Consider the following 26,316-nt stretch of genomic DNA (forward strand, 5'->3'; position numbering starts at 1 on the left):
AGGTGCCTGAGCGGCGGCACCCTGCTGCCAGGAACCCGCCCGAGGTCCGGCGGCCTCCTGCGGTGCAGGCGCCTGAGCGGCGCCCCCCTGCTGCGGGGAACCCGCCTGCGCTCCGGCGGCCTGTCGTGCTGCAGCCGCCTGAGATTCGGCGGGCTGCTGCGGGGCGGCATCCTGCTGCGAACCGGGTGCCGCGGCCTCGACCTCTTGTTCGCGCCCGACCGCGGGCTGTGAAGCGTCCTCCGCGGCGGCCCGCCGTGCGGCGTCCACCTGCTGCTGGGCGGCGGGATCCCGGTGCGAGGTGGCCTCGATCCGTGCGGCTTGCGCCTGCGGTTCATGGGGCGGCTGATGCGGGCCGGCCGCTTGGCGACCTGCGTCCTGGTGCGGCACGGGCGGCTGCGGGGTCGAATTGTTTTGCCGCGCAGGCGCTTCCGGTTCACGCGGGGTCGGGTCGCCTTGGGCGGGCTCAGCGGTCGCGCCACCTGCGAGAGCCGCAGGTGCGACACCTCGACCGGGCACGTCACCCGAAGAAGGTCGAGCGGGAACGCTTTCCGCTACAGATTCCGCACCGGTCAGACCACCGTCGTAGGCCTGACCGGCAGCATCGCCCCGGCCACCCGATCGCGGGTCCGCCTGCGCGCCATGCGCATTCCGGCCGTCGTCCTGCGGGCTACGCGAACCCGCCAGACCTTCCGGGCCGTGCGAAGTCGGCGGTGCGCTCGACGCGCCGACCTGCTGGTTCGGCTGAGCACCTGATGCGCTCGGCCCGTCAGACATTGCGCTCGCGGCGTCGGCCTGCTTATTCCGCTGAGCGGCCTGCCCGCCCGGCCCAGCGGTAGGCCCGCCGAGCTCCGGCTCGACAGACGGTGCGGTTGCAGCGCCAACCTGCGGGTTCGGCTGGGCGGCCTGCCCGTCCGCACCGGCGGCAGGCGCGCTCGGCGCGCGGAGTTGCCGGCTCGGCTCGGCAGGTGGGGCGCCCGCGGCGCCTGCCTGCCGGTTCGACTGGGACGTTGCCGGGTTCGCGGCTGCGGCCGACCCCGCGGGCGCCGCAGATCCGCTTGCGGCGGCTTCCTTTTCGGCGCGGGCGGCGGCCAGGAGTTCCGCGCCGCGGCGGCGGTTTCCGGAGCCGGCCGGCGGGGCGGCGGGGCGTTCGGCGGGCGGGGCTGCGTCGTCGGCCTGGGCGGGCGCGCGGTCGGCCGGGGGCGCGGCGGCGGGGCGGGCGCCTGAGGCCAAGCCGCGTTCCAGGCGTTCGAGGCGTTGCAGGGTCGCGGACTCGGTGTCGGAGACCGAGGGCAGGAGCATGCGGGCGCAGATGACCTCGAGGAGCAGGCGGGGGGCGGTGGCGCCGCGCATCTCGCCCAGGCCCTCGTGCAGGAGTTCGGCGTAGCGGGTGAGGGTGGCCGGGCCGATGCGTTCGGCCTGGTCGCGCATGCGTTCCAGGACGTCGCCGGGACCGGAGACCAGGCCGCGGTCGGCGGCGTCGGGGACCGCGCGCAGCAGGATCAGGTCGCGCAGGCGCTCGAGCAGGTCGACGGCGAAACGGCGCGGATCGTGGCCCGCCTCCATCACGCTGTCGATCGTGCCGAACAGGGCGGCGCCGTCGTCGGCGGCCAACGCGTCGATGGCGTCGTCGATCAGCGCCACATCCGTGACGCCGAGCAGCGAGACCGCGCGCTGGTAGGTGACGCCGTCGGGCCCCGCGCCGGCCAGCAGCTGGTCGAGCACGCTCAGGCTGTCACGCGGCGAACCGCCACCGGCCCGGATGACCAGCGGATACACCGCCTCCTCCACCGGCACGTGCTCCTGCTCGCAGATCTTGCCGAGCAGGCCGCGCATGGTGGCCGGGGGCAGCAGCCGGAACGGATAGTGGTGCGTGCGCGAGCGGATCGTCGGCAGCACCTTGTCCGGCTCGGTGGTGGCGAAGATGAAGATCAGGTGGGCAGGCGGTTCCTCGACGATCTTGAGCAGCGCGTTGAAGCCCGCCGTGGTGACCATGTGCGCCTCGTCGACGATGAACACGCGATAGCGCGACTCGGCGGGCGCGTAGAACGCGCGGTCGCGCAGTTCGCGGGTGTCGTCGACACCACCGTGGCTGGCGGCGTCGAGCTCGATGACGTCCAGATTCCCCGCGCCGCCCGGCCCGAGCGCCACGCAGGAGGGACAGACACCGCACGGCGTCGAAGTCGGGCCCTCCACGCAGTTGAGCGAGCGCGCGAGAATGCGTGCCGAGGAGGTCTTTCCGCAGCCGCGCGGCCCGGAGAACAGATACGCATGGCTGATCCGCCCGGTGTCCAGCGCCGTACTCAGCGGGTCGGTGACATGCTCCTGACCCACTACCTCAGCGAATGTCGCCGGTCGATACTTCCGGTACAGAGCCACGGCCCACAGGCTACCGGCGAGGTGTGACAGGCGGGTGTGCGGCTGACGCATCGCGGCCCGTCCCGAAGACCGCTCCACAAACGTGACATGAATCACAACTCTGGTCGAGGTCGGAACAATCCCGACAAAGCTAGGTGACCAGGTGCAACGGCCGAGCTATCAACTACTCCACACGCGGCGAATCCTGCCGTGAAAAGCCATCGATCCTGGTTGCTTCGAGAATGCGTACTCACTGCCTGATATGGCCCGACATTCTGGAAGTAACGAAACCATCAACCGTGGTGACAGCGTCGCAAGCCCCTGGCTACCGTGGATCTCGGCAACTTCGGTGGCCAAACCTTCATCAGGTTGGTGACCCCGGCCGGTCCCTCATCCCGACCGGGGCACAACCTTCGCGCACCGTATCGCTCCCCCACCGCCGACCGGAGGAACGTTTCACCGTGCTGTCGTGTGATGACATCGCAGCCGCTTGGCTCGCCCACACCGATTTCGCCGGCGACCACGCCGCGGTCGGCCTGCTGAGCCGGGCGATCAGCCCCCAGGACTTCGACATCAAACGCGATTCGCTGCCCGTCGCCGCGGCGGCGGACCCGGCGACCGCGGCCGCCATCCTGCAACTGCTCGAACGTGGGCAGGTGCCGACCATGGCCGCGATCCGCACCCTCACCGCGCAGAACGAGATGCGCCGCGAGGCCGAGCGGATCGAACGCCTCGGCAGGCGCGCGCAGCGCAGCATCGACGAGTTCGGCCGCATCCTGGCCAGGCTCGCCGCCGCGCACTGGACCGAACACGGCATCGGCCCCACCCGGCGCGACATCCTCGCCGACGCCGAGATCACCGAACTCATCGCCGAGCGGGTCGGCGAGATCGCGCCGTCGGCCGTGAAGCATCTGTGGCTGATCGAGCGCGCGCAGCGGGCGGGCTGGATCGCCTCGAACGCGAACCCGGGTTCGCTGTGTCCGGCCCGCCGCTGGCACACCACGAAATACGGCAATCGGGTGTCGCAGAAGCCGGTCAACATGGTCGGCAAGCTCGTCGCCGGATTCGTCGTCGACCACATCGCCGAGCGCGGCAGGCCACCGAGCTGGGCGGCACTGGCCCGCGACGTGCGCGACGACCGCGGCCGCCGCGTCTTCTTCGACGTCGCCGACGCGCACGCCCAGCGCCGCTGGCTGGTCACCGCCGAGTGGCTCGCCGACAGCGACGACGACCTCCCCGCACCGGGCAAGCGCGGCCGACGGGCGCTGGCGAAGGAAACCCGCAGCTAGTACCCGCCGCCACGACGCAACCAGGGCGGTCGTCGGGTAATTTCCTTCCACGCACTCACGCGTCGAAGAAGGAGTTTCCGTGCCCGCAACGATCGATCCTGCGGCCACCGCCTGGCTGTTAGCGGCTACCGCCATGGTGCTGTTGATGACGCCCGCGCTGGCCGTCTTCTACGGCGGGATGGTGCGCTCGACCGGCGTGCTGAACATGCTGATGATGAGCTTCATCGCGATCCCGCTGGTCACCGTGGTCTGGCTGGTCGCCGGCTACAGCCTCGCCTTCGGCGACGACGCGGGCGGCGGCCTCATCGGCAACCTGGACAAGGCGGGGCTGGCCGGGATCAATCCCGACTCGGTGCGCGGGACGATCCCGGAACTGCTGTTCGTCACCTTCCAGCTGACCTTCGCGATCCTCACCGCGGCGCTGGTCTCCGGCGCGATCGCCGACCGCGCGAAGTTCACCGGCTGGATGGCCTTCGTCCCGCTGTGGACGCTCGCGGTGTACGCGCCGATCGCGCACTGGGTGTGGGGTCCCGACGGCTGGCTGCTCGGTTTCGGCGCGCTCGACTACGCGGGCGGCCTGGTCGTCGAGATCGCTTCCGGCGCTTCGGCACTGGCCCTGGCGCTGGTGCTCGGCCCGCGCATCGGCTTCAACATCGACGCGATGCGACCCCACAATCTGCCGTTCGTGCTGCTCGGCGCCGGGCTGCTGTGGTTCGGCTGGTTCGGTTTCAACGCCGGATCGGCCCTGGGCGCGAGCGGTACCGCGGCGGCGGTCTTCCTCAACACGCTGGTGGCAGGCAGCCTCGGCATGCTCGGCTGGCTGCTCGTCGAGCAGGTCCGCGACGGGAGGCCGACGACCTTCGGCGCGGCCTCGGGCGCGGTGGCAGGTCTGGTCGCGATCACCCCGTCCTGCGGCGTGATCAACACCCTCGGTGCGGTGATCGTCGGCCTGGCCGCGGGCGTCGTGTGTTCGTTCGCCGTCGGCTGGAAGCACCGGGCGGGCTACGACGATTCGCTCGACGTGGTGGGCGTGCACTTCGTCGGCGGCATCGTCGGCACGATCCTGATCGGCCTGCTCGCCACCGAGGTGATGACGGGTGGGGTGAACGGTCTGTTCTACGGCGGCGGTTTCGCGCAGCTCGGCAAGCAGCTGGTGGCGGTGCTCGTGGTGGCCGCGTACGCGTTCGCGGTGTCGTTCGTCCTCGGCAAGGGCATCGACAAGATCATCGGCTTCCGCGTGAGCAAGGAGGACGAGACCGCGGGCATCGACTTCGCCCTGCACGCCGAGACCGCGTATGCCGAAGGCGTGCACGGCAGTTCGCCGCGCCGCTTCGGCGAAGGGCACTACGGCGGGCACTGACCGCTAGCTGACCTCGTCGGCCGGGGCCAGCCAGGTGTTGCACTCGAAGTTGCGGTTCTTGGTATAGCCGTGGTTGTACCAGTTGCCGTTGTGTTCGGGAGTACCGTGATCGCGGTGGCGGCCGTCGCCGTCACCGCGGTTGTAGTTGTGCTTCACCGCGGCGTAGCCCTCCTGCGAGGTCCACGAGCCGCCCGCCTCCGAGGAACCGATGTACATGCCGCCGAAGCAGCTGGCCTGCAACTCCATTCGGCGTGAGGTCTCCAGGCCGCCCGCCGACATGGTGCCCTGTTCCCGGCGCTGATTCGACGAGGCCTGCAGCAGGCCGGTGAGTCCCTGCACGTGGTGACCGTATTCGTGGGCGTACACCGACAGCGCCTCCATCGGCGGGTACGGGGTGTTGTGCAGCACCAGACCCGCCGTGGACATGTAGATCGTGCTCGACGCACTGCAATAGAAGGCATCGCTGCTCGCCCCACCGCAGGGCGAGGACAATTCCGACGGATTCACCGCGACGACCAGGCCCGGACTGCGGAACGGCAGGTTCGCCGCCGCGAGATTGGCCTTCCACATCTGGTCGAGGCAGACCTGCGCCGCGGCGAAGAACGCCTTGGCGACGGCGGCGTCGGTCGACCAGCGGGGCAGGTCGCAATCGAGATTGCCGAGGCCGGCATCGCCGTCACGAAACAGCGGATGCTGACCGAGCGCGATCACCGGTTGCGGCCCAGCGGGTTTCGTCGTGGTCGGCGCGGTGGTGCGGGCCGAGGTGCGCACGGTGGTCGCGCTGGTCGGCGCCGAACTCGTCGTCGGCACCGGCGAATTCGAGCTGTAGGTGTGGCTCGGCGGGGTCGTGGTCGCGGCCTGATTCGCCGAGGTCTGCTCCGACATCGCGACGGCTGCCACCACCAGCGCACCCACGATCCCGCACACGGTCAACACGGTGAGCAGGGAGCCGAACCAGCCGCTCTTGCGCGGCGGCGGTCGCCGATACCCGTGCGGCGCATAGCCGTACGGCGGCGGCAGCGGGCGGCCGTACGGTGGCGGCATGGGCTGCCCATACGGCTGCTGATACCCGTACGGCTGCTGGTGGTAGCCGTAGGGCTGCGGCGGCTGCCCGTACATCGGTCCGGGACGCGGCGGCATGCTCACAACGACAACTCCACACTCGACATCGAACGGCCCCCTCCGCGAACGTCGCGAGCTAGCTCACTTCGCTGGCGGACGCCGTGAAAGTGTTGCACTGAGCGGTGAGGTTGCGCTCGAGGCCCGCCTCGAACCACTGGCCACCGTGCTCGGAGGTGCCGTGGTCACGCATGTCACCGGGACCGTCGCCGCGGCCGTAGGAGTCCTTGGTGGCGAGGGTGACCTGGTTCGACGACAGCGAGCCGCCGCCCTTCGACGAGGCGATGAACATGCCGTCGAAGCAGTTGGCCTGCAACTCGACTCGGCGCGAGAGCTCGAGACCCTTGTCCGAGCGCACACCCGCGTCAACCCGTTCGCTGTTGGCCTTGCGCAGGATGCCGGACTGGGCCTGCACGTGGTGACCGTATTCATGCGCGAACACCGACAAGTAGATGACCCAGTTGTCGCGGAACTGCTCGGTCTGCAGCTGGCTGATCGGCATGTAGATGGTCTTGTTGGCCGCGCAGTAGAAGGCGGCGAAATTGCTCGTCGACCCGGTGCACGGGGTGGTGATGCCCGCCGTGGTCGCGGTGACGCTCAGCGTCGGCGATTCGAACGGCAGGTCGTTCGCGGCCATCACCGGCTTCCACGCCGCCTCGAGGCAGGTCGCGGCGGATTCGAAGAACGCGCGCGCCTTCTCCACCTGGGTGCCCCACGGCGCGTAGTCGCAGGCGGCGGGGACCAGGGTGCCGTCGGCGTCGGTGAGCAGCGGATTGTCGGCGGTCGCCGCGACCGCGGTGCCGGATTCGGGCTCGTAGGTGGTGCTCGGCTTCGGGCCGATCGCGCCGATCCCGACGTCGATTCCGGTGTTGACGGCGAACTTCACCAGGCCGCCGACGACCAGGAAGACGACCACGAGCAGCAGCGAGGTCAGCCCGCCGCGGCCCTTGCGCGGCGGCGGCGTCGGCCTGCCCGGCGGCCCGTAGGGCATCGGCGGCGGCCGGTAACCGGACGGCGGGCCGTAGCCCTGGCGCGGCGCGTAGCCCTGTGGATAACCCTGCGGCTGTGGATAACCCTGCGGACCGTAGCCCGGCTGCGGACGATATCCCGGTGGCGGCCCATACCCAGGGGGCGGCGGAACCGGTCGTCCACCTGGACCGACCGGGCCATAACCGTACGGTGGTTGGGTCACGTCCCCCGTACCCCCTCGTCTCGTGAGTCGCCGACAGCCGCTGACGCAGAATAGCAAGCTGTCTAGAGTAAGCAGCCATGCTGACTTTTCGGGGGGGCGCCGCAGGCGCGCTGCTGCTCGCTTCGGCGGGTCTGCTCGCGGCCGCGCCGGTAGCCCACACGGAGCCCGCGCCGACCGGTGTCACGATCACCGCCGACCTCACGCTGACCGAAGCCGGTGTGCTCGAGGTCACCGAGACGGTCGGTGTGCCCGCCGACGGCAACTTCACGATGTCACTGCCGTTGCGCCTGAAGGTCGGTGACGATGTCGAGCGCCGGTTCAAGGTCACCGATGTCAGCGCGACCGGCGCGGGCACCGCGACGACCGTCAACGATCAGTTCGTCGTCGAGGCGAAGCCCGGCGAATCCAAGTTCACCTATTCGGTGCACAACACGGTCTCGGATTCGCCTGGCACACAGGTGTTCCACTGGCTCGGCGTGGTGAGCGCCGACATCGCCGCGCTGGACGTGTCGGTGATCAGCCCGAGCTTCCAGATGGGCGTGGTGGACTGCAAACTCGGCCCGGCGGGCAACACCAAGCCCTGCGCCGACGTGCACGTCGAACCCGACGGCGTGCTGTATCTGAGCCAGCGCGACCTGCGCAAGGGCGACGCGATCGACCTCACCATGCAGATGCCGCCAGGCACCGTCGAGGCGAATGCCGATGTGCGCGGCGGTGATGCGAGCCCGTTCGCCCTGACCACGCCCGTGTTCGCCGCGTTCGGCACACTGCTGCTGGCGCTGGCCGGGATGCTCGCCTACGTCCTGCTCGCGCGCAAACGCGCGGCGGCGGCGATCGCGAGCAGCGACGCCTTCGATCCGCTCGTCCAGCGCAACGGCCGGGTGGAGTTCACCTCCCCCGACGGCGTGCTGCCGGGTGAGGCGGGGCTGCTGCTCGATGAGCACGCCGATCCGGTCGACATCGCCGCGACCGTCGTCGATCTCGCCGTCCGGCGCTACCTGTGGATCACGCCGGTGAACGCGCGCGGCGAGGACGACTGGCGGATCAGCCGGGTCAACGCCGCCGACGACCAGCTGCGCGACTACGAGCGCGTGGTCTACGACATGCTGCTCCCCGACGGCACCGACACCGTGGCCGTCCGCGAACTCCGCGCGCCCGGCCGGGTCGAGCTGGAGCCGATCCGCGCGGCCATGCGCGACGACGCGGTCGCCACCGGCGCATTCGCCGACCCGAAGCAGCGCGCGCTCCCCCGCTGGATCGGCATCGCGCTGATCGTCCTCGGCGCCGGTGCCACGGTCGCGCTGGCGCTCACCGCGGGCCACGCCCTGGTCGGCGTCGCGATCGCGCTGGCCGGTGTGGCCGCCGTGCTGCTGCCCACCTACCTGCCGACCCGCACCACCCTCGGCGACACGGTCGTCGGGCGGATCAGAGCGATGCAGCGCGGCCTCGACACCGTGACCCGCCAGCAGATTCCGCCGATCGATCAGGAGACGGTCTTCTCGCGCGCCCTGCCGTACACGGTGATCAGCGGTCGCGCCGACAACTGGGTCCGCGCCTTCCGCGACATGGACCCCTCGGCCGATTCCCAGCCCGGCCTGTACTGGTTCGCCGGCTACGACCGCGACCGCGACCTGCATCGCTTCGCCGCCCAATTCCCGTTCTTCATCACGGCATTGGAGGGCGCGTTCAACCCGCGGTAGCCGACCTCAGGGCCGCCGGGCGGGCAGTCCGCTCGGGTAGGCCCAGGCCAGCCTGGTCAACACCAGCGCGGCCGCCATCAAGCCGAAGTCGCGCAGCGCCACATCGCCGTACCCGCCGACGATCAGCAGGTTGACGATGATCCCGCCCAGCCACGCCGCGACGAGCGGCGCGCCGAGGCGCGGGAGCACGAGAACCGCGATCCCCGCGGCGATTTCGATCACGCCGACGATGGTCATGGCAGCCTGCGCGTCGCCGGGGATCAGGTCGTCGACGAACGGCGCGAGGTAGCGGGTCCAGTCATCGGTCGCGACGTTGACGAACTTGTCGAGGCCGAACATCACGGACAGGACGCCGAATCCGAGCCGCAGGGCCCAGAATGCCTGGTAGCCGGGGTCGGTGGTGATCGACGGGGTTCGATCGATGTGCGTAGTCATCTGTTTCTCCTCGGTGCTGGTCTGACCTGAACCGGTCACTCTGTTGGTGAGCGCGGCGGTGCGGGGTCTTACCGGCCGAGGCGCGCCGATTACGACGACCGGTCGGGATACAGCTCGAGCAGCTCGCGCAGGGTGCGCTCCTCCTCGGCGCAGGCGCCGCATCCGGCTAGGTGGACGCGCATGGCCGGGTCGTCGTAGCCGGGGTCGGCGACGCGCCGTTCGACGTATTCGTCGATCCGCGCGAAGCAATCGTCACAGGAGAGATAGGGACTGGTGTCGGCCAGCAGTCCGGCGATGATCTCGGCGCCGCGCGCCGGGTTCGATTCGGTCATGAGGCGCTCCGGTCGGGGCCTGCGTCGAGATGCCCGCGGGCGATCAGCGCGGCGCGCAACCGCTTGCGGGCATCGTGCAGCGTCTTGTAGAGGGCGTTGCGGGTGCTGCCCAACCGGTCGGCCAGCACGTCGATCGGCACCTGGTCGACCACCAGCGCCACCAGGATGCGGCGCTGGTGCGGCGTCAGATCACGGTCGATCGCGGCATCGATCGCGCGGGCGAGCTCGGCGGCGCCGACCACGACTTCCGGGCCCGGCGCCCGATCGGCGAGCGTGGCGCCGGTGTCCGGCAGCAGGATCTCGCGGTGCCGCCACGCCTGTTTGCGGACGGCGACGCCCGCGTGATGCACGCCGAACTTGAAGACCCAGGTGGTGAACCTGCTGCGTCCCTCGAAGGTCGACAGCCTGCCGAGCACGGAGAGCACCGCGTCGTCGGCGCACTGCTGGGCCAGGTCCTCGAGCTCGCCGGCGCCGGCACCCGGCAGGAGTCCGCGCAGCCGCCACACCTGATGGCGGGTGGCCCGCAGCAACACCTCGCGCAGGCGCCCCACGGCCTGTTGACCGGCGCGACCAGAATCGACCAGGTCGGCCAGCCACTGCTCGTCGGCGGGTGGACGCGCGACGCCGGAGGTCGCGGGATGCACGGTACTCACCGTAGCGCGTCCTCCGCCCGCGTCGGCGCCAGAATGCGCACGGCCAGCTCCGGCGCGCATCCGCGATCCACCAGCTGCAACAGTGCGTGCAAGTCGAAAGCGGGCTCGGCGACCACGGCCTCGGCCAGCGCCGCCGGGAAGCCCGACATCTCGAGCCATCGCCGCCGCCAAGCGCGGACGTCGTCGGCGGGCGGCGGGCCGGGCCGCCGGGTCGATGCAACGATCACGCGTTGTTGGTGTCGCCCGGCGGCGAGTTCTTACCCGCCGATGCGCCGGACCGCCGCGAGTGGGTCGGCGTAGAGGGCGCTGAGCGAGGTGACGACCGCGGCGAACTCCTGGACCTTGCCGCCGAACCCGCTGATCCGGATGTCGGTGGGCGGCAGCTGGGTGCTCTGCTGGAACGCCCTGGCCACGTGCGGCAGAGCGGGCCGGTAGCCGGTGAAGGCCTGGCCGCCGAGGACGACGCGGTCGGGGTTGAGCATGTCGCGGACCAGGGCGACGGTCTGGCCGAGCATGGTCGCCCGCTCGGCGAGCAGTTCCCGCGCGCCCGCCGAGCCGGATTCGGCGGCCCGGTACAGGTCGGCGATGGTGGTGCCGCCGGTGCCGTTGTGGGCCGGGATGATCCCGCGACCCACCGCGCGGGCCTGCAGGGCCCTGTCGCCGACGGTCACTTCCAGGCACCCGCGCCTGCCGCAGCCGCACTGCACGTCCGAGCCGGTGGGCAGGTGCGCGATGGAACCGGGACCGTTGCTCGGCGTGTGCACGCGACCGTCCAGGGTCACGGCGATGCCCGCGGTCTCGCGGACGTAGAAGTAGAGGCTGCTGCCGGGCTGGTCGCTCGGCAGATCCGCGGCGGGTTCGGGCCTGCGCGCGTCGAAGGTCGGCAGCAGCAGCTCCGAGGCGGCCATGGCCTCGACGTGCGGCGCGACCGACACCGGCAGCTCGAGCACATCGCCGAGCACCTGGCCGATCGGCGCGCCCTGCCATTCCAGCTTGGGATGGTCGACGACGCCCGTGTGCGGGTCGACCCGCCCGCCGATGGCGACGCCCGCCCACAGCGGGGTGCGCCGATGCCAGCGCTGCAGGAACGCCTTGGCGCTGCGGGCGACGGTGGTGACCGCGAATTCCTGGCCGGTCTGCGGAGTCGCGATGGCGAGCCCGCCGAGGATGCGGCCGCGCAGATCGGCCGCGACGATCTTGGTCGCGGCGGCGCCGACGTGGATGCCCAGCGTCAGATAGGCCTCGTGATCGATCTCGAACGGCACCCGCGGCCTGCCGACCGCGCCGGCGGCGGTCAGGTCGGGCCGCTCGCGCAGCAGACCCGCCGAAAGCAGCGCGGCCACTTGGCGATTCACGGTGGCGATGCTCAATCCCGTTGCCCTGGCTGCGTTGTCGCGCGACACGGGTCCGGTGACGGCGGTGCGCAGGACGGCGGCGGCGGGGTTGTCGCTGCGCCGCAGTTCAGGGGCGACGACCGGACGGGAAACCCGCGGACGCCCGGTAGCCGTCCGCGTGCCGGGACGTTCGATGATGGGAGTAGACATGTGAAGTTCCTTGCTGAAATCCCGTTGTCCCAACGAGATTGCCGACACGTGTAGCGTGGCAGCTCCGCGAGCCACACGGGCTCAGCTGCGGCATCAGGAACGACACAGTTCGCGCGTCAACGGCAAGCGCAGGCCCAGGGCAGCGGTCACGTAGGTGACTCGCTTCGCGCTGAGATGGTTGCCGGACATAACAATCAAGTTAACACCGAATCCGCTCCCCCAACAAGCCGAACCGGCGGATTGTGCCGTGCGGCACATCATTACCGCAGGTCAGCACAGTTGTCCAGGGGGCGCGAAAGCGCCCCACCCGGGGTACCGGGGTGGGGCGCTCGCGATCCCGCGGTGTTACTTGGCGGGCGGGGTGAACGGCTGGTTGATCGTGGTGAAGTACTGGATCGCGGCACCGATCGCGACCGGAGCGGTCACGAAGATCTGGCCGAGCAGCACGCCGAGTGCGCCGATCGTGGTGGCACCGACGACGCAACCCGCGATCGGGCCCGCACCGAACAGGGCCAGCAGGACACCGGTCGCGACCAGACCCGCGGCGGCACCCGCGATGCAGCCGATGGTGGCGCCGGCCAGACCGCCGGTCAGGGTGCCGATGGTGGCGCCCATGGAGATGGTGGAGGTCAGACGCGACCAGGCGGCCTGCTCACGCTCGTACTCGGTCTTCCAGGGGGCCTTGTCCTCATACGGCAGGGCGACGGGCTTGTAGACGGCCTTGGCCGGGTCCAGCTGCGGGGTCAGCACGGCGGTGTTGCCGGAGATCTCCGCGGCGATCGGGAGCTCGTAGTCGTCGAGGCGGAACGACAGCGGGGTGCCCGCGACGGTGGCGCCGTTGGCGGCCTTGATCTTGAACACGCCGTCTTCGACGACCAGCGAGCCGGCGTCGGTGGTGATGACGGACTTGGCGCCGTCGACGACCTCGGCCTTGTAGTTGATCGGGGCGGCCTCTTCGGGCGCCTGGGCGTGCACGGTACCGGCAGTCACGCCGGTAGCCACGGTCAACAGCGCCGCGACCACGGCGAACTTTCGCATCTTCATAAAACTGCCAATCCCTCATCTCGGTGAAGCTGATCCGAGACGAAAGCTTCGGGCAGATCGGCGCCGATGACGAGAGAAAAAAGCAGCCAGATCGTAACTAGGAATTCATCCGGCGGCCTTCGCCGCGGCCTTCGCCTGTTTCTTGAATTCCCTTACTTCGGACAGCGTTTCCGCGTCGACGACATCGGCGACCGAACGCCGTGACCCTTCGTCGCCGTAGGAACCGGCCGCCTTGCGCCACCCGTCTGGCTGCACGCCGCGCTGTTTTCCGAGCAGCGCGAGGAAGATCTTCGCCTTCTGCGCGCCGAATCCGGGCAGGTCCTGCAGCCTGCGCAGCACCTCTTTCCCGTCGGGATCGCCCCTCGTCCAGATCTCGGCAGGGACGCCGTCGTAGTGCTCGATGACGTATTGCGCCAGCGCCTGCGCCCGCCGCGCCATCGACCGCCCGTACCGATGGATGGCCGGTGGCGTGGCGGCGAGTTCTTCGAATTCGGCCGGGTCGGCCTCGGCGATCCGGCGCAGCTCGAAACCGCCCATGCGCTCGGCGAGTTTGCGCGGTCCGCGAAACGCGTGCTCCATCGGATACTGCTGATCGAGCAGCATGCCGAGCAGCAACGCGAAATCATCGGTGCTGAGGAGTTCGTCGGCCTCGGCGTCCTGTGCCAGACACAGCGTACGAGTCATACATTCATCGTGACACATTTCACCACTAGCCTCTGATTTCATGCCAAGCACAGAGGCCCCCACGATGGCGGTAAGTATGACCGACTACACCCCTCGCCCTGACCGCTTCGATCAAGCGGGCAAGGACCAACTGATCGACGCCCACGACCTGGAGGTCACTCAACCGGGAATGCGCAGGCTACGGGCCTGGAGCCACGACGCGCTCGGGCTGCGGCCCGGTGAGCGCGCGCTCGATGTGGGCTCGGGGACCGGATCGGAGGTGTTCGTCTTCGCCGACGCCGTCGGTCCGACCGGCACCGCCGTCGGCGTCGAACCCGACATGAACCTGCTCGCCTCGGCGCAGCGTAGGGCGCAGGAGCGCGGCTCGACCGCGACCTTCGCCACCGGTGACGCCTACGGCCTGCCCTTCGGCGCCGATTCCTTCGACGCGGTGCTGTGCGAACGCGTGTTCCAGCACCTGACCGCGCCCGCGCGCGCCGCGGCCGAGATCGCCAGGGTGTTGCGCCCGGGCGGCCGCGTGGTCGTCGTCGACAGCGACTGGGCGACCGCGATCGTGCACCCGGGCGATCCCCGGGTGGCAGGCGCCGTCGTCGACACGCTGATCTCCTCGACCACCAATCCGCTGGCGGGCCGCAAACTGGCCGGTCAGCTCAGTGCCGCCGGGCTCGTCGTCGACGAGATCGGCTCGCACGCGCTGGTGCAGGACCGCCGGGTGGGTGCCGGGGCGCTGGTCAGCCGGATCGCCGAGCTGGCCGTGCTGCGCGGGGTGATCACCGCGGGCGACCGCGATCAGCTCCTCGCGGACCTGCAGACGGGCGCCGACCGCGGTGACGTCCACATCTCCGTCACGATGTTCGGCGTCCTCGCGCACAAGCCGGAGTGATGCCGATAGACCCGACCACAACGCCCGACCCCTAGGGAGGGCAGGCCGACGCAGTCGGCCGTCGGCGGCCGTCCCGCCGGTCAGGTGCCGTGGCGTAGGCGACGAAGGAGCAAGCCACGGTGCCTGACCGGCGGGACACAAGGGGCCGCCGACTCGAGCACGCCAGCGCTCCGAGGACTACTGCTCGAGCAGCTTCTCGGTGGCGGCCAGCAGGACGCAGGTGGCCAGGCCGTCCATCGCCTTCTCCAGCTCCGGCAGCTGCGGGAAGGAGGGGGCGATGCGGATGTTCTTGTCCTCGGGGTCCTTGCTGTACGGGAAGGCCGAGCCCGCCGCGGTGAGCGCGATGCCCGCGTCCTTGGCCAGCGCGATCACCCGGGCCGCCGTGCCCTCGAGCACGTCGAGGCTGATGAAGTAGCCGCCCTTGGGCTCGGTCCACGACGCCACCTTCGAGGCGCCGAGGCGGTCCTCCAGGATCCGGCGCACCAGCGCGAACTTCGGCTCGAGCAGCCTGCGGTGCTTCTGCATGTGCTCGCGCACGCCCTCGGCGTCGGTGAAGAAGCGCAGGTGCCGCAGCTGGTTGAGCTTGTCGGGGCCGATCGACTTCTTCGACGCGTGCGAGAGGTACCAGTCCAGGTTCGCCGTCGACGCGCCGAAGAAGCTCACGCCCGCGCCGGCGAAGGTGATCTTGGAGGTGGAGGCGAAGACCAGCGGCCGGTTCGGGTTGCCCGCCGCGGCGGCCATGCCGAGCACGTCCAGCACCGGCGCCGCGGTGTCGGTGAGCGGGTGCACCGCGTAGGCGTTGTCCCAGAACAGGCGGAAGTCGGGCGCGGCGGCCGGCATCGAAACCAGCTCGCGGACAACCTCTTCGGAGAAGACAGCGCCGGTCGGGTTGGCGTAGTTGGGCACCGCCCACAGACCCTTGATCTGCGGATCGTTCGCCAGCAGCGCCGCGATGGCCCTGGTGTCGGGCCCGTCGTTGTTCATCGGGATGGTGATCATCTCGATGCCGAGCGCCTCGGTGATCGCGAAGTGCCGGTCGTAGCCGGGAGCCGGACACAGCCACTTGATCGTGTCCTCCGCCGCCCAGCGGCGCGGGGAATCCGGGGTGCCGTAGAGCATCGCGAACACGATGTTGTCGTGCATGAGCTCGAGGCTGGCGTTGTTGCCCGCAATCAGGTTCTCGACCGGGATGCCGAGCAGCTCACCGAAGATCGCGCGCAGCTCGGGCAGGCCGTTGAGGCCGCCGTAGTTGCGGCAGTCGGTGCCCGATCCGTCGCGGAAGTCGCCGTCACCGGGTAAGGACAGCAGGGCCGCGGACAGGTCGAGTTGTTCCGGCGAGGGCTTACCTCGGGTCAGATCCAGCGTGAGCTTCTCGGTCTTGAGCGTCGCGTAATTCGCGGTCTGGGACTCGTGCTCGGACACGAGTTCCGCGTGGCTCATCAAACCGATCTGCGTTTGCCGGGGCATCCTGGGCAGCCTTTCGAAGCAGCTAGGTGGGGGGTGCACGCTGCGCGTGCCGACACACGCCACGTTACCCGGCGGTTGCTCGGTATCGGTGGGGTATCCGGGGCCGGATGCGGCTCGCACACTGCGAAGGTGCGTAGGCGGATCGATCCGGCGGGGGTCCCAGAGAATTAAGGGGACCCCGCGCACCCGGCAGAGCCCGTTGACCCTTGCTGCCTTCCGGCCCTGGGGGAGTTCACAGGATGCGCGCCGCGCGGGATCCGTCGGCCAGTGTAGCGGCTACCGCGGCGACTGGCGATCGGGGGGCGCGAACAGCAGGTCGGCGGCCTTGGTGAGCACCTCGAGGCGGGTGCGGCCCTCGTGATCGGCGGCGAGGAAGTGCCCGCCGATCACCGCGCAGAACGCGAGCAGGCTGCGGGCCTCGACCTCGTCGGGGTCATCGCAGAATTCGCCGATCGTCTCGCGCAGCAACGCCATTCGGCGATTGTCGACGCGCCGCAGCCGCTCGGCGACCGCCTCGTCGCGGCGGGCCCAGGCCCGGATGGCGAGGTCGATGGGCAGCAGCCGGTTGCTGGAGAAGGTGAGCAGACCGGCCAGCCTGGCCTTGGTCTTGGGGTCCTGATCGAAGTGCTCGACCTGCGCGAGCACCTGATCGACGGCTTCGCTCTCCCAGGTGTCGAGCAGGGCGAGCAACAGCGCGTCACGATCGGCGAAATATCCGTAGAACCCGCCCTTGGTGACGCCGATCCGCTTGGCCAGCACCTCCACCCGCACGGCGTCGACACCGTCGGCGGCCAGCACCTGCAGGCCTTCCTCGATCCATCTCGCCCTGGGAGTCCGCGCGGCGCCCACCGTGTGTTCCACCCACTCTCGCTCGGCTGAGAACCCGACCGGCGGCCGGGGATCCAGTGTAGGCAGCGGGGCGGTCGGTGCCCGGGATCGCGGCGGGCTGGCTACGATCGGTGCAACAAAGACGCCAGGGGGAATCCCCACGACTCGGAAGTAGGGGTTTCCGCGCGTGACCGGTCCGAATACGCAGCCGCCCGGCGATGGTGTCCCGCCGTCCGATCCCACGGTGCAGTGGTGGGAACGCCCGAGTGCCGATGCCGCCCAGGCCCAGGCCGATCCGACCGTCCTGCGCGGCGACATCGGCGGCGGCTACACCGCGCCGCCCGGGCCGTATCCCTCTGACCCGTATCAGCAGGTCAACCCCTACGCCCAGACCGGTGGCACGCCGCCGCCGAACTACTACGCGCCGCCGCAACCACAGCCCCAGCCCTACGCGGCGATGCCGCCCCAGCAGCAGTGGGGTGCGCCGCCCCGGCCGCCGTCCTCGGGCAACAAGGTGGTGTGGTGGATCGTCGGCGGCTCGATCGCCGTGGTCGCGGTGCTGATCCTCGGTCTGGTCGCCCTGGTCAACAGCACCGACGACGAGTCCAACCCGTTCGGCCCCGATTCGTCGGAGTGGGCGGGCGACTACGCGTTCAAGGACGGCATCAACGCCTGCGACCTGGTGGACCTGACCGTCCTCAACCAGTGGTCGACCACCCGCGAGACCACCACGCACACCGAGCGTGGCCCGTCGGAGTACATCGGCGGCGGCTCCTACGACTGCGACGCCAAGAACAAGGAATCGGGCCGCTCCGGCAACGAGGCGAGCCTGTCGCTCGAGGTCGAGTTCAAGTCCAGCGGCACCGGCGAGTCCGACTACGCCCGCTGGAAGGGCTACGACACCAAGACCACCGGCAAGGGCTACGAGAACGGCGCGGTGACCGGCCTCGGCTCGGAGGCCTACTACGCGATCCAGCAGCAGACCTACAGCTCGCTGCCGAACGACTACTCCTACATCGTGGCCGCCCACGACAGCAACATCTCGGTGAAGGTGGAACTCGACGTCTCCAAGATGGGCAGCTTCGAGCGCGCCGCCATGCAGACCGTCTGCGAGAACCAGGTCCGCAAGGTCCTGGCCGCGCTGAAGAAGTAGCTGGTAGGGCGCTTGTCCAGGGGCCGGTTTGGCATCGGCCCCCTGCCACCCGCTATGCTGCTCCACGGAGGATTCGCCTAGTGGCCTATGGCGCTCGCCTGGAACGCGGGTTGGGTTAACGCCCTCAGGGGTTCAAATCCCCTATCCTCCGCCACAGCAGGGCCCTGATCGGTTCGCCGGTCGGGGCCCTGTTCTTGTGATCGGTGGATCTGTCGGTGGGCGTCCGTAGAGTGACCCACGACAGTGCGGGAGACCCCCACCGCTTCCACTCACCTGATGTCGCCGCTCGAGTGTGCGTGCCGACACAGTCGAGTGGGTACCCAGACCCAGTGCCCGTTCGTAAACGGACGGCGTGCGCCGGTCGATGTCTCGTCGACCGCGCCCCCAGAATTCAGAAAGAACACCGACAACGTGACTACATCACCTGACACGAGCATCGGTCGCGACGCGGCCGGCCCGATCCGGCTGATGCTGCGTGACCGCACGGCCACCACCGGCCCGATCGACGGCGCCTGGTGGCCGCGCACCGACCAGCCGATGACCGAACTGCACCAGCTCGTGCAAGCCGTCGCGCCGCGGATCGGCAAGCTCGCCCGGCTCGGATTCGATTGGAACGCCCTCGAATCCGGCGCGACCGGCCCCGCCTCGCAGATCATGCACCTGGTCGGCAGCAACGACGCCGCCCTCGCGCTGCTGGTGATCCCCGCGGCGACCGAGGCGGCCGCCGCCCGCAGCCAGATGCGCTGGGCCGCGGGCAAACCACGCATCCAGGACCCCGCGCCCGCCGACACCGCCGCCGACGGGCCACGCACCCTCGTCCAGACCTAGTTCACCGGTCGCTGGTGTAGGTCGGGTCGAAGTCGCGGGGAGTACCGCGACGGGCGATCAGACGGTCGAACCATTCACCGAGGACGACACCGGCGGCGAGCGCGCAACCCACACCGAAGGCACCGAGGATCTGCCCGAAGCCGAGCAGCGTCTCGTCCTCGAGCAGCGCGTACAGACCGCGGTACACCTTCAGACCGGGCAGCAGCGGCGTGATGCCCGCGACCGCGACGACCAGCGGTGGCGTGAGCGCGCGGCGTGCCATCAGACCACCGGCGAGGCCGACCAGCGTCGCCGCCATGCCGGAGGCGACGACCGGTCCGAACCCGATGTCCTGGGCGACGAGGAAGGCCACGGTGCCCGCGGCGCCGCTGAGACCGGCGGCGAACAGCGCCCTGCGCTCGGCGTAACACGCCATCGCGAAGGCGATCGCGGCCACGGCACCCGCGGCCACCTTGATCGCCAGATACTCGGTGTCGCGTCCGGCGCTGGCCGCGATCTCGGGCACCTTGATCCCGAGCATCGTCGAAACCCGCAGGGCCAGGCCGATACCCGCGACGATGCCGCCGGTCATCATCACCACTTCGAGCATGCGGGCCGCGGCGGTGATCGGCGCGCCGGTGATGGCGTCCTGGACCGAACCGACCAGCTGCTGCCCACTGAGCAACACGGTGATCCCGGCCGCGACGATCAGGGCGGCGTCGGCCTGCCAGTGTTCGTCGAACGCCGACAGCGCGATCGCGGGCGCGGCGGCGATCACCCCGCCGACCATGTGCTGGAAGAAGATCGGCAGACCGAGCTGGTGCAGGGCCCGGTTGACCACGTCGATCAGCGCCGTCGTGGCGAAGCTGATGATCGCCAGGACCGCACCGCCGCCGAGCAGCACCGCGATCGCCGCCGCCAGCAGCGACCAGCCCGCCGTCGACACCCAGCGCGGATACGGGTGGCGGGTGGAGACGATCTCGTCGAGGGCCGCGTGCGCCTGATCGACCGGGACGACGAAGGCGCGGATCAGGCGGGTGAGCCGGTCGACGGCGGCCAGCCGGGTGAAGTCGAGCGAGCGGTACTTCACGATCCGCATGTCGCTGGCGGGCGGCAGCAGCGTGCCGCGGTCGGCCGTGATACGGATCGCGTCGAAGGTGACGTCGATATCGCACTTGTCCAGGCCGTAGGTGGAGGCGATGAAGCGCACCTGCGCCTCGGTGTCGGTGACACCGGTGCCCGCGGCCAGCACGACCTCGCCGACTCGCACGGCCAGGTCGAGCACCTGCGATACCTCGGCGTCGTCGCTGAGGTCGATCGGCCGCAGCGGGGCCGGTGCCGCGGTGATGTTGTCGGCCGTGGCGCGCTGAGCGGGCAGAATGAAGAAGGGTCGGCGCAATCGCAACCGGTGCCACAGGCTGGGGCGCTCCTCGCCGTCCACCATCGCGTCCGTACTCATATGTCGACCGTAACGGCGTGCGGTGCGGATCATCCTTCTGCAACATGTTCGTCAACGTGTCGTCGTGTTGCGGCGCGTCGACACGTCAGATGTCTTCGATCAAACCGGTGCTGTAGGCCGTGGCGGCGAGGTGCTGCAGACAGCGCGGACCGCACCCGTCGTGCGCAGTCAGCACGAAACGGGCCTGCTGGAGCGAAGAGATGGGAGAATCGGCGACGCAGTCGGCATGTGCGCGGCGCCAGCACTCTTCGCGAGCCAGGATCGCGGCGCGCGATGACGGCGGGTCCGGGGTTGACGTGTCGAACAGGGTGTGACGGTAGGGGCCGGCGATGGAGGCGATAGCTGTATGAACACCGGGACGGGGAAGGTGATCCAGGAGCGGCGGCGGTTGCTCGGGCTGTCGCAGCCCGCGCTGGCCACCGCGATCGGGGTCAGTTCGCGCCAGATCACCAGGTACGAGTCGGAGGAACAGTCGCCGACGCTGCCGGTGGCGATCCGGTTGGCCGAGGCGCTGCAGATCTCGCTCGCCGAGCTGGCGGGCATCGTCGACAACCGCATCGACCTGGCGGGCCGGTGGTGGGCAGCCTGGCAGAAAGCGGCGCAGCACGGTGAGCAGGTCGAGGTGACGCCGGTGACGATCCGGCACGAGGGCGACCACCTGCTCATCGACGCCGACGCCGAACCCACTGCCGCGCACGACGATCCGGCCGCGAAGATGCGAGGCGAGATGCGGGTGTGGGACGGCGACGCGCTCACCGGGTGGGTCCGCGGCATGGACGTCTCCTGGCCGATCGGCAGCATCTACTACTCGCTGCACCCCCAGGGCGCTCATGCGGTCGGCTCGTGGACGACGAAATCCGGCGAGGACGGCGTCGTGCGCGGTTGGAGCGCGCTGGCACGCGAGCGCTCCGACGCCGAGGACCTGCTCTCCGAGCTGGTCCGCACCGACGGCGCGGTCGAGTCCTGGCCGCGCAGCCCGCGTTCGGCCTGAAGCCGCCGGTAGATCTCGCCCACCGTGGGACGGTCGTCGTCGGTGGGCGGGAGGAGTAGCAGGAAGCGGATCAACGCGCCGAATACGAACAGTCCCACACCAATCCACAGGTAGATGTCCATCTGTTCCCCTCCGAACCAGTCGATGCCTGCACGGGTGGCGCGTATGGTGGTGTCGAAGCCGCCGGAGAAAAGTATGGTCGCCGTCAAGACCTTTTGGACAGCAAAAAGCGTCTACAAACGTCTACAGTTCTCTACGATGGGTCCATGTCCAGTCGGGGCGAGCAGGGGAACGGCGCGACGACCGTCGTCGGTGCGCGATTGCGGCGACTGCGCGAAGAGGCCGGACTATCACTGACCGCGCTGGCCACCCGCGTCCCGTACAGCAGGGCGGCGCTCGGGCACTACGAAACCGGCACGCGCGCAGCACCTTCCGAGGTGATCGCCTGGTATGAGCGGATCCATGCGCAGACCGTGCCGGTGCTGCCAGCCACCCGGCGCCGCGATCCGCGCGCGGCCGACTCCGCGCTGGTGGAGGCGATCGCGAGCGGCCTCGGCGCCACCCGGCCGCTCATCGAGATCGGCCGCCCCCATCGCGGCGACACCGGCTACTTCTGCCCGTTCCGCATCGACGGCGTCGTGGAAGGCGAAGCGGCGGGCACCGATCCGGCGACGGCGCTGCATTCGGCGCTGCGCGCCATCGGCCGCGAGCTCGGCCGGGCCCGCGACTAGTGCGCCGCGACGACGTCGTCCAGCGCGGCGGCGAGCAGGGCCAGGTAGCGGTCCGGATCGGTCAGCACGGCCGCGTCGAAATGCACTGACAGCGTGATGGTCTCGCCGATGCCGTGCAGACCGTGGGTCAGGTGCATGACCGTGCCGAGGGCGGGGAAGCCACCGGTGAACAGCACGGGCGCGCCCGCGAGGGCGAGGTCGGCGGGGCCACGGTAGACGCTGGAGAGCACGGTGTTGCCGTCGATGGCCGCAGGCACCGCGTCCAGCTCGGCACGCGCGACATCGCGCGCGGTCAGCAGCGCCGGGACCGCTTCGGTGACCCAGCCCTGCACGGCCAGCAGCGGATTCAGCGCACGCGTGCGGCGGGTGGCGAGGTCGTCGGCAATCAGGGCGGCGCGGCGGACGAGGTCTGGTTCGTCGACGTGCAGGTCGATCGAGAGGCTGCGGTAGCTGTTCCGGGCCGCACCGTCGGCGGGCACGGCCATCGGCAGCGCGGCCCCGAGACGTGCCGGCGGCTCGCCGCGCTCGGCCAGATACGTGGCCATCGCTCGCGAGACAGCCGTCAGGGCAACGACAGTCACGGTGTGTCCGGGCACGCGCAACGCCGACCGGTCGAGGACGAGCAGGCGCACCCGGTGGGCGAGCACGCCGACCGGAGCCGAGGGGTTCAGCGGCGTGGGCGCGAAGCCCGGCGTCGGCGCGGGAATCTCGCCCGCCGCAGTGCGTTCGGCCAGTTCCCGCTGAGCCAGATAGGCGGCCCGGCCGCGTCGTGCCGTCGTCAGCACCTGCCAGGGAAGGCGAAGCACCCCAAGCAATCCACAGATCTGTCCCCAGTAATCCACAGGCCGCAGGCGAGTTTTCACAGGTCCGACCGGGCGATCTGCCGAGTTGTCCACAGGCATACCGGGAAGGCTGTGGACAACTTCGGCGTCGGCCGCGAACAATGACCGCGCGATGGCGGCGGCACGTGTGCCGTCGGCGAGGGCGTGGGAGAGCTGGAGCACCACGACGAGCGCGGGCCCGGCGGCGGTCGGCACGTCGCGCACCCCACGGAAAACATGGATACGCCAGGGAGATTCGGTGGCGTCGACGCCGGTGCCCAGAAGTTCGCCCACCCGGTTGAGCAAGGTGGGCCACCGCGCGTCGTCGGGGCGATGGACGACGAATTGCTGGGGCGTGAATTCGGCACGTTCCCACCGCGGGTAGCCGAGGTTGCCGGGAATCTCGCGCAGCCGGATCCGCAGATCCGGAATGGTCGCCGCCCGCGCGGCCACGAAGGCGCGGAGTTCGGCTGTGGTCGAGCCGGTTTCGGCGAAGCAGTAAAGCAGGAACATGTCGTTGGCGGTGCGGCGGGACAGCCAGAACATGGTCGCGTCGCGCGGCGCCATCGAGGTCATCCGGCCACGATAGGTCACCACAGAGAAGGCCCCGAGTCCTACCGACCCGGGGCCCGTGCTGCCTTCATGAGGCGCATCGTGCGGTTCAGCCGCGCGCGAACTCTCCCGCGGCAACATCCGCTAAGAAGGCCCGCCACTCCCCCGAACCGAAGGCGAGGATGGGGCCGCGGCCGCGGTCCTTGGTGTCGCGGACCGCGACATCGCCACCGGCGAGAAAGGCGACTTCGACGCAGTTCCCGTCGGGTCCGCTGTAGCTGCTCTTCCGCCACACAGCGTCCGTCACATCAACCTCCACGGCACTTACTCCTTTGCATGATCGAGAACGGGATTACTCCAGGAATCGTTGCCACATTCCGAAATCCGGCGCGATCGACGAGTTACTTCGTGACAGACACAGCACTGTCACACGGTGCGCGCAACCGACCGGCACGAACCAGCGCATCGAGGCTTTCCGCCTCCGGGGGCTGCCCCCGCGGAAGAAACACTAGCAGGTCTTCCGCAAGTTTGCGGATGAGAATTTGCTTTCTCATACAGGTTTGCCAAGCTTGCGAAGCTTCACGTTTGCGGAGACATTGCCGGAGCTCTATACCCATTCCATATCCGACTGACACATCAACAATTACTTCCATGTGATTAGTCCGTGATACGTCAATCTCTCACGCGTCCCAAGTGCACCGTGCGCACCACGGGCACGGCGTGTGGATCATGGAGGAATGATCTCCCGTGACCGCGATGCCGCAGGTCGTGCCCGCAACGACCGCCCCAGGGACCGACTCGGCAGGCCGCTGCCGCCCGGCAGTGCCGGAGTCGCCCGAATTCCGGACGATCTCGAGCTCGGCCCCCAGCAAACTCTCACCTTCGCTCAGCAACTGCTGGACGACGGATTGGCATTCAACGCCCATGAGGTATTGGAGGCGGCATGGAAGAACGGGCCGGTAGCCGAGCGGATGCTCTGGCAAGGGCTCGCGCAGTACGCGGTGGGCATCACGCACATCCAGCGGGGCAACACCAAGGGCGCGGGCACACTTCTGCGCCGCGCCTGCGAGCGACTCGGCGCCTATCCGGCGAATGCGCAGCAGCACGATGTCGACCGTGACGGCCTGATCGCCCACGCGCGGGACCTGCTCGCCGCGCTGGACGCGGGAGCTCCCATCCCCGACGACCAGCTGCGGCCCCGGCTGCGCCGGGAGCCCACCTAGGATGGTCCGGTGCCAACCAGCCCATCCACCGGCGCGGGCCGGTACGCCCCGAGCCCCTCGGGTGACCTGCACATCGGCAATCTGCGCACCGCGATCCTGGCCTGGCTCTTCGCCCGCACCACCGGGCGCGCGTTCGTGCTCCGCGTCGACGACCTCGACCGCGTCCGCCCCGGCGCCGCCGAACGCCAGCTCGACGACCTCGCCGCCATCGGCATCGATTGGGACGGCCCCGTGGTGTACCAGTCCACCCGGCTGCCGAGCTACGACGCCGCCGTCGCCCGGCTCACGGCCGCGGGGCGCACCTACGAGTGTTTCTGCACCAGGCGTGAGATCCAGCAGGCCGCCACGGCGCCGCACGCCCCGATGGGCGCCTACCCCGGAACCTGCCGCGACCTGACCGAGGCAGCGCGCGCCGAAAAGCGCGCGCAGGGTCGCCCCGCCGCGATCCGGCTGCGCGCCGACGTCGACGAGTACTCGATCACCGACCTGCTGCACGGCGAATATCGCGGAGCCGTCGACGATCTGGTGCTGCGCCGCGGTGACGGCGTGCCCGCCTACAACCTGACCGTCGTCGTCGACGACGCGGCACAGGGCGTCGACCAGGTGGTCCGCGGCGACGACCTGCTCGCCTCCACGCCCCGCCAGGCCTATCTCGCCGCCCTGCTCGGCCTGCCGACGCCCGTGTACGCGCACGTGCCGCTCGTACTCAACCGCGAGGGCAAGCGCCTGGCCAAGCGCGACGGCGCGGTGAGCCTCGCCGACCAGCGTGCCCTGGGCAACACGCCCGGGGATGTGGTTGCGGCGATCGCGAATTCGCTCGGCTACACCGCGCGCACAACAGCCGAGCTCCGCGAAGTGTTCGAGCCCGAGCACATCCCGGCGAAACCGTGGATACTCGAGCCCATCGGGTTGTTCCGACCAGAGGGATGTCCGTAACGTACGCAGCGACCGATCTACTGATCACGACGAGGACGAATTATGACCAGCGGTGGTTACGACCCCAATCAGTACCCGCAGGGCGGTCAGCCCGGCGGCTACGGCCAGGACCCCTACGGCCAGCAGCCCGGCTACGGGCAGCAGCCGGGTTACGGCCAGCAGCCGGGGTACGGGCAGCAGCAGCCGTACGGCCAGCCCCAGCCCGGCTACAACCAGGATCCCTACGGCCAGCAGCAGCAGCCGGTGTACGGGCAGGACCAGTACGGCCAGCCCTCCTACCCGCAGGATCCCTACGGCCAGCAGGGCTACAACGGCGTGCAGCCCGCCGATCTCGGCATCCGGATCGGCGCGCGCATCATCGACAACCTGATCGTCGGTATCCCGGTGGCGATCGTGGTCTACCTGATCTTCACCGGCACCACCGCGCAGATCGTCCAGGGCCTCGTCGGCTCGCTGGCGCTCTACGGCTACTTCATCGCGATGGAAGTCACCCAGGGCACGTCGCTGGGCAAGAAGATCCTCGGGCTGCGCGTCGTCGCTCCCGGCGGTGCGCCGAACCTGACCCCCGAGCAGTCGGCCAAGCGCAACCTGTTCCAGATCGTCGGCCTGATCCCGTGCGTCGGCAGCCTGGTGAGCCTCGGCCTGGCCATCTACATCATGGTGACCATCTCTCAGGACCCGAACAAGCAGGGCTGGCACGACAAGTTCGCCGGCGGCACGCAGGTCGTCAAGGGCTGATCGTCAGCTGACGAAAACGT

General features: G+C 69.8%; 26 protein-coding genes, 1 tRNA gene, 1 other RNA gene and 1 pseudogene. 13 read left to right on the top strand and 16 right to left on the bottom strand.

What is annotated here, in order from left to right; all coding sequences use genetic code 11:
* Positions 1 to 528: 528 nt before the first annotated feature.
* Positions 529 to 2,376: pseudogene (locus tag AB0H56_RS17760) on the bottom strand (DNA polymerase III subunit gamma and tau); the annotation flags it as partial.
* A gap of 440 nt (positions 2,377 to 2,816) precedes the next feature.
* Between AB0H56_RS17760 and AB0H56_RS17765 the strand changes: the two are divergent.
* Complete coding sequence (locus AB0H56_RS17765) at positions 2,817 to 3,644, top strand: hypothetical protein (RefSeq protein WP_357164019.1); 828 nt, start codon at positions 2,817 to 2,819, stop codon at positions 3,642 to 3,644.
* Positions 3,645 to 3,723: 79 nt separating this feature from the next.
* The gene (locus tag AB0H56_RS17770; RefSeq protein ID WP_357164022.1) at positions 3,724 to 5,004 is read left to right on the top strand and encodes an ammonium transporter; all 1,281 of its coding nucleotides are present in this window, start codon (positions 3,724 to 3,726) and stop codon (positions 5,002 to 5,004) included.
* A 3-nt stretch (positions 5,005 to 5,007) separates the two neighbouring features.
* On the opposite strand, the gene AB0H56_RS17775 is transcribed toward AB0H56_RS17770, so the two are convergent.
* Positions 5,008 to 6,144, bottom strand: a complete 1,137-nt coding sequence (locus AB0H56_RS17775) for a neutral zinc metallopeptidase (RefSeq protein ID WP_357164505.1) — start codon at positions 6,142 to 6,144, stop codon at positions 5,008 to 5,010.
* Positions 6,145 to 6,202: 58 nt separating this feature from the next.
* Positions 6,203 to 7,114 carry a neutral zinc metallopeptidase gene (locus tag AB0H56_RS17780; protein WP_357164025.1) on the bottom strand — a complete coding sequence of 304 codons (912 nt, stop codon included), beginning with the start codon at positions 7,112 to 7,114 and terminating at the stop codon, positions 6,203 to 6,205.
* 278 nt (positions 7,115 to 7,392) lie between these two features.
* On the opposite strand from AB0H56_RS17780, the gene AB0H56_RS17785 reads away from it, so the two are divergent.
* On the top strand, positions 7,393 to 9,015 hold the full coding sequence (locus tag AB0H56_RS17785) for a DUF2207 domain-containing protein (RefSeq protein WP_357164028.1): 1,623 nt from the start codon (positions 7,393 to 7,395) through the stop codon (positions 9,013 to 9,015).
* Positions 9,016 to 9,021: 6 nt separating this feature from the next.
* On the opposite strand, the gene AB0H56_RS17790 is transcribed toward AB0H56_RS17785, so the two are convergent.
* The 7 genes from AB0H56_RS17790 to AB0H56_RS17820 form a co-directional block, all read right to left on the bottom strand.
* On the bottom strand, positions 9,022 to 9,450 hold the full coding sequence (locus AB0H56_RS17790) for a hypothetical protein (RefSeq protein WP_357164031.1): 429 nt from the start codon (positions 9,448 to 9,450) through the stop codon (positions 9,022 to 9,024).
* Positions 9,451 to 9,539: 89 nt separating this feature from the next.
* Positions 9,540 to 9,782 (bottom strand): hypothetical protein, encoded by a 243-nt coding sequence (locus AB0H56_RS17795; protein WP_357164034.1) that lies wholly within the window; start codon positions 9,780 to 9,782, stop codon positions 9,540 to 9,542.
* A complete protein-coding gene (locus AB0H56_RS17800; RefSeq protein ID WP_357164037.1) occupies positions 9,779 to 10,435 on the bottom strand; it encodes a sigma-70 family RNA polymerase sigma factor in 657 nt (218 codons plus the stop codon). Before AB0H56_RS17800 ends, AB0H56_RS17795 begins: the two co-directional genes overlap by 4 nt.
* Positions 10,432 to 10,662 carry a hypothetical protein gene (locus AB0H56_RS17805; protein WP_357164040.1) on the bottom strand — a complete coding sequence of 77 codons (231 nt, stop codon included), beginning with the start codon at positions 10,660 to 10,662 and terminating at the stop codon, positions 10,432 to 10,434. The genes AB0H56_RS17800 and AB0H56_RS17805 overlap by 4 nt, the downstream gene beginning before the upstream one ends.
* A 30-nt stretch (positions 10,663 to 10,692) precedes the next feature.
* Positions 10,693 to 11,979, bottom strand: coding sequence for an ROK family protein (locus AB0H56_RS17810; protein WP_357164043.1), 1,287 nt, complete (start codon positions 11,977 to 11,979; stop codon positions 10,693 to 10,695).
* Positions 11,980 to 12,324: 345 nt separating this feature from the next.
* Positions 12,325 to 13,023, bottom strand: coding sequence for a hypothetical protein (locus AB0H56_RS17815; protein WP_357164046.1), 699 nt, complete (start codon positions 13,021 to 13,023; stop codon positions 12,325 to 12,327).
* A gap of 105 nt (positions 13,024 to 13,128) precedes the next feature.
* Complete coding sequence (locus AB0H56_RS17820; protein ID WP_357164049.1) at positions 13,129 to 13,707, bottom strand: HhH-GPD-type base excision DNA repair protein; 579 nt, start codon at positions 13,705 to 13,707, stop codon at positions 13,129 to 13,131.
* 76 nt (positions 13,708 to 13,783) lie between these two features.
* Here AB0H56_RS17820 and AB0H56_RS17825 point away from each other — a divergent pair, with 76 nt between their 5' ends.
* On the top strand, positions 13,784 to 14,590 hold the full coding sequence (locus tag AB0H56_RS17825; RefSeq protein ID WP_357164508.1) for a methyltransferase domain-containing protein: 807 nt from the start codon (positions 13,784 to 13,786) through the stop codon (positions 14,588 to 14,590).
* A 177-nt stretch (positions 14,591 to 14,767) separates the two neighbouring features.
* Here the strand turns inward: AB0H56_RS17825 and AB0H56_RS17830 are convergent, their stop codons facing one another.
* The 3 genes from AB0H56_RS17830 to AB0H56_RS17840 form a co-directional block, all read right to left on the bottom strand.
* Entirely contained in the window at positions 14,768 to 16,057 is a 1,290-nt protein-coding gene (locus AB0H56_RS17830; protein ID WP_357164052.1) for an aminotransferase class I/II-fold pyridoxal phosphate-dependent enzyme, read from the bottom strand.
* 167 nt (positions 16,058 to 16,224) lie between these two features.
* Positions 16,225 to 16,319, bottom strand: an RNA gene (gene ffs, locus AB0H56_RS17835) — signal recognition particle sRNA small type.
* Positions 16,320 to 16,333: 14 nt separating this feature from the next.
* On the bottom strand, positions 16,334 to 16,918 hold the full coding sequence (locus tag AB0H56_RS17840; RefSeq protein ID WP_357164055.1) for a TetR/AcrR family transcriptional regulator: 585 nt from the start codon (positions 16,916 to 16,918) through the stop codon (positions 16,334 to 16,336).
* A gap of 154 nt (positions 16,919 to 17,072) precedes the next feature.
* Between AB0H56_RS17840 and AB0H56_RS17845 the strand changes: the two genes are divergently transcribed.
* From AB0H56_RS17845 to AB0H56_RS17855, 3 genes are all read left to right on the top strand, one after another.
* On the top strand, positions 17,073 to 18,038 hold the full coding sequence (locus AB0H56_RS17845) for a hypothetical protein (RefSeq protein WP_357164058.1): 966 nt from the start codon (positions 17,073 to 17,075) through the stop codon (positions 18,036 to 18,038).
* Positions 18,039 to 18,104: 66 nt separating this feature from the next.
* A tRNA-Ser gene (locus AB0H56_RS17850) sits at positions 18,105 to 18,192 on the top strand.
* A 257-nt stretch (positions 18,193 to 18,449) separates the two neighbouring features.
* A complete protein-coding gene (locus AB0H56_RS17855; protein ID WP_357164061.1) occupies positions 18,450 to 18,866 on the top strand; it encodes a DUF5994 family protein in 417 nt (138 codons plus the stop codon).
* Position 18,867: 1 nt separating this feature from the next.
* Here the strand turns inward: AB0H56_RS17855 and AB0H56_RS17860 are convergent, their stop codons facing one another.
* A complete protein-coding gene (locus AB0H56_RS17860) occupies positions 18,868 to 20,304 on the bottom strand; it encodes a threonine/serine exporter family protein (RefSeq protein ID WP_357164064.1) in 1,437 nt (478 codons plus the stop codon).
* A gap of 22 nt (positions 20,305 to 20,326) precedes the next feature.
* Here AB0H56_RS17860 and AB0H56_RS17865 point away from each other — a divergent pair, with 22 nt between their 5' ends.
* From AB0H56_RS17865 to AB0H56_RS17875, 3 genes are all read left to right on the top strand, one after another.
* Complete coding sequence (locus AB0H56_RS17865; RefSeq protein WP_357164067.1) at positions 20,327 to 20,581, top strand: hypothetical protein; 255 nt, start codon at positions 20,327 to 20,329, stop codon at positions 20,579 to 20,581.
* A 69-nt stretch (positions 20,582 to 20,650) separates the two neighbouring features.
* Positions 20,651 to 21,295 (top strand): helix-turn-helix transcriptional regulator, encoded by a 645-nt coding sequence (locus AB0H56_RS17870; protein WP_110038149.1) that lies wholly within the window; start codon positions 20,651 to 20,653, stop codon positions 21,293 to 21,295.
* A 266-nt stretch (positions 21,296 to 21,561) separates the two neighbouring features.
* A complete protein-coding gene (locus tag AB0H56_RS17875) occupies positions 21,562 to 22,026 on the top strand; it encodes a helix-turn-helix transcriptional regulator (protein WP_357164071.1) in 465 nt (154 codons plus the stop codon).
* Here AB0H56_RS17875 and AB0H56_RS17880 read toward each other — a convergent pair.
* Both AB0H56_RS17880 and AB0H56_RS17885 read right to left on the bottom strand, forming a co-directional pair.
* Positions 22,023 to 23,540: a wax ester/triacylglycerol synthase domain-containing protein gene (locus AB0H56_RS17880; protein WP_357164074.1), complete on the bottom strand. Its 1,518-nt coding sequence runs from the start codon at positions 23,538 to 23,540 to the stop codon at positions 22,023 to 22,025. The genes AB0H56_RS17875 and AB0H56_RS17880 overlap by 4 nt on opposite strands.
* The gene (locus AB0H56_RS17885; protein ID WP_232996102.1) at positions 23,509 to 23,706 is read right to left on the bottom strand and encodes a DUF397 domain-containing protein; all 198 of its coding nucleotides are present in this window, start codon (positions 23,704 to 23,706) and stop codon (positions 23,509 to 23,511) included. Before AB0H56_RS17885 ends, AB0H56_RS17880 begins: the two co-directional genes overlap by 32 nt.
* A gap of 430 nt (positions 23,707 to 24,136) precedes the next feature.
* Here AB0H56_RS17885 and AB0H56_RS17890 point away from each other — a divergent pair, with 430 nt between their 5' ends.
* From AB0H56_RS17890 to AB0H56_RS17900, 3 genes are read left to right on the top strand one after another with little or no spacing between them, the layout of a single operon-like run.
* A complete protein-coding gene (locus AB0H56_RS17890; protein ID WP_357164076.1) occupies positions 24,137 to 24,622 on the top strand; it encodes a DUF309 domain-containing protein in 486 nt (161 codons plus the stop codon).
* Between the two features lie 9 nt (positions 24,623 to 24,631).
* Positions 24,632 to 25,558, top strand: coding sequence for a tRNA glutamyl-Q(34) synthetase GluQRS (gene gluQRS / locus AB0H56_RS17895; RefSeq protein ID WP_357164079.1), 927 nt, complete (start codon positions 24,632 to 24,634; stop codon positions 25,556 to 25,558).
* A 42-nt stretch (positions 25,559 to 25,600) separates the two neighbouring features.
* Positions 25,601 to 26,296, top strand: a complete 696-nt coding sequence (locus tag AB0H56_RS17900; protein ID WP_357164081.1) for an RDD family protein — start codon at positions 25,601 to 25,603, stop codon at positions 26,294 to 26,296.
* Positions 26,297 to 26,316: the final 20 nt, after the last annotated feature.

Origin of the sequence: Nocardia sp. NPDC050717, from assembly GCF_040654275.1 — a bacterium.
GTDB lineage: Bacteria > Actinomycetota > Actinomycetes > Mycobacteriales > Mycobacteriaceae > Nocardia.

What these genes read in the sequence shown, in the direction of transcription:
- AB0H56_RS17820 (WP_357164049.1), bottom strand. Translation starts at nt 13,707, where the DNA reads ATGACTCGTACGCTGTGTCTGGCACAGGACGCCGAGGCCGACGAACTC.
- AB0H56_RS17900 (WP_357164081.1), top strand. Translation starts at nt 25,601, where the DNA reads ATGACCAGCGGTGGTTACGACCCCAATCAGTACCCGCAGGGCGGTCAG.
- AB0H56_RS17890 (WP_357164076.1), top strand. Translation starts at nt 24,137, where the DNA reads ATGATCTCCCGTGACCGCGATGCCGCAGGTCGTGCCCGCAACGACCGC.
- AB0H56_RS17785 (WP_357164028.1), top strand. Translation starts at nt 7,393, where the DNA reads ATGCTGACTTTTCGGGGGGGCGCCGCAGGCGCGCTGCTGCTCGCTTCG.
- AB0H56_RS17815 (WP_357164046.1), bottom strand. Translation starts at nt 13,023, where the DNA reads ATGAAGATGCGAAAGTTCGCCGTGGTCGCGGCGCTGTTGACCGTGGCT.
- AB0H56_RS17830 (WP_357164052.1), bottom strand. Translation starts at nt 16,057, where the DNA reads ATGCCCCGGCAAACGCAGATCGGTTTGATGAGCCACGCGGAACTCGTG.
- AB0H56_RS17795 (WP_357164034.1), bottom strand. Translation starts at nt 9,782, where the DNA reads ATGACCGAATCGAACCCGGCGCGCGGCGCCGAGATCATCGCCGGACTG.
- AB0H56_RS17775 (WP_357164505.1), bottom strand. Translation starts at nt 6,144, where the DNA reads ATGCCGCCGCGTCCCGGACCGATGTACGGGCAGCCGCCGCAGCCCTAC.
- AB0H56_RS17825 (WP_357164508.1), top strand. Translation starts at nt 13,784, where the DNA reads ATGACCGACTACACCCCTCGCCCTGACCGCTTCGATCAAGCGGGCAAG.
- AB0H56_RS17880 (WP_357164074.1), bottom strand. Translation starts at nt 23,540, where the DNA reads ATGTTGCCGCGGGAGAGTTCGCGCGCGGCTGAACCGCACGATGCGCCT.
- AB0H56_RS17870 (WP_110038149.1), top strand. Translation starts at nt 20,651, where the DNA reads ATGAACACCGGGACGGGGAAGGTGATCCAGGAGCGGCGGCGGTTGCTC.
- AB0H56_RS17875 (WP_357164071.1), top strand. Translation starts at nt 21,562, where the DNA reads ATGTCCAGTCGGGGCGAGCAGGGGAACGGCGCGACGACCGTCGTCGGT.
- AB0H56_RS17810 (WP_357164043.1), bottom strand. Translation starts at nt 11,979, where the DNA reads ATGTCTACTCCCATCATCGAACGTCCCGGCACGCGGACGGCTACCGGG.
- AB0H56_RS17790 (WP_357164031.1), bottom strand. Translation starts at nt 9,450, where the DNA reads ATGACTACGCACATCGATCGAACCCCGTCGATCACCACCGACCCCGGC.
- AB0H56_RS17780 (WP_357164025.1), bottom strand. Translation starts at nt 7,114, where the DNA reads ATGCCCTACGGGCCGCCGGGCAGGCCGACGCCGCCGCCGCGCAAGGGC.
- AB0H56_RS17860 (WP_357164064.1), bottom strand. Translation starts at nt 20,304, where the DNA reads ATGAGTACGGACGCGATGGTGGACGGCGAGGAGCGCCCCAGCCTGTGG.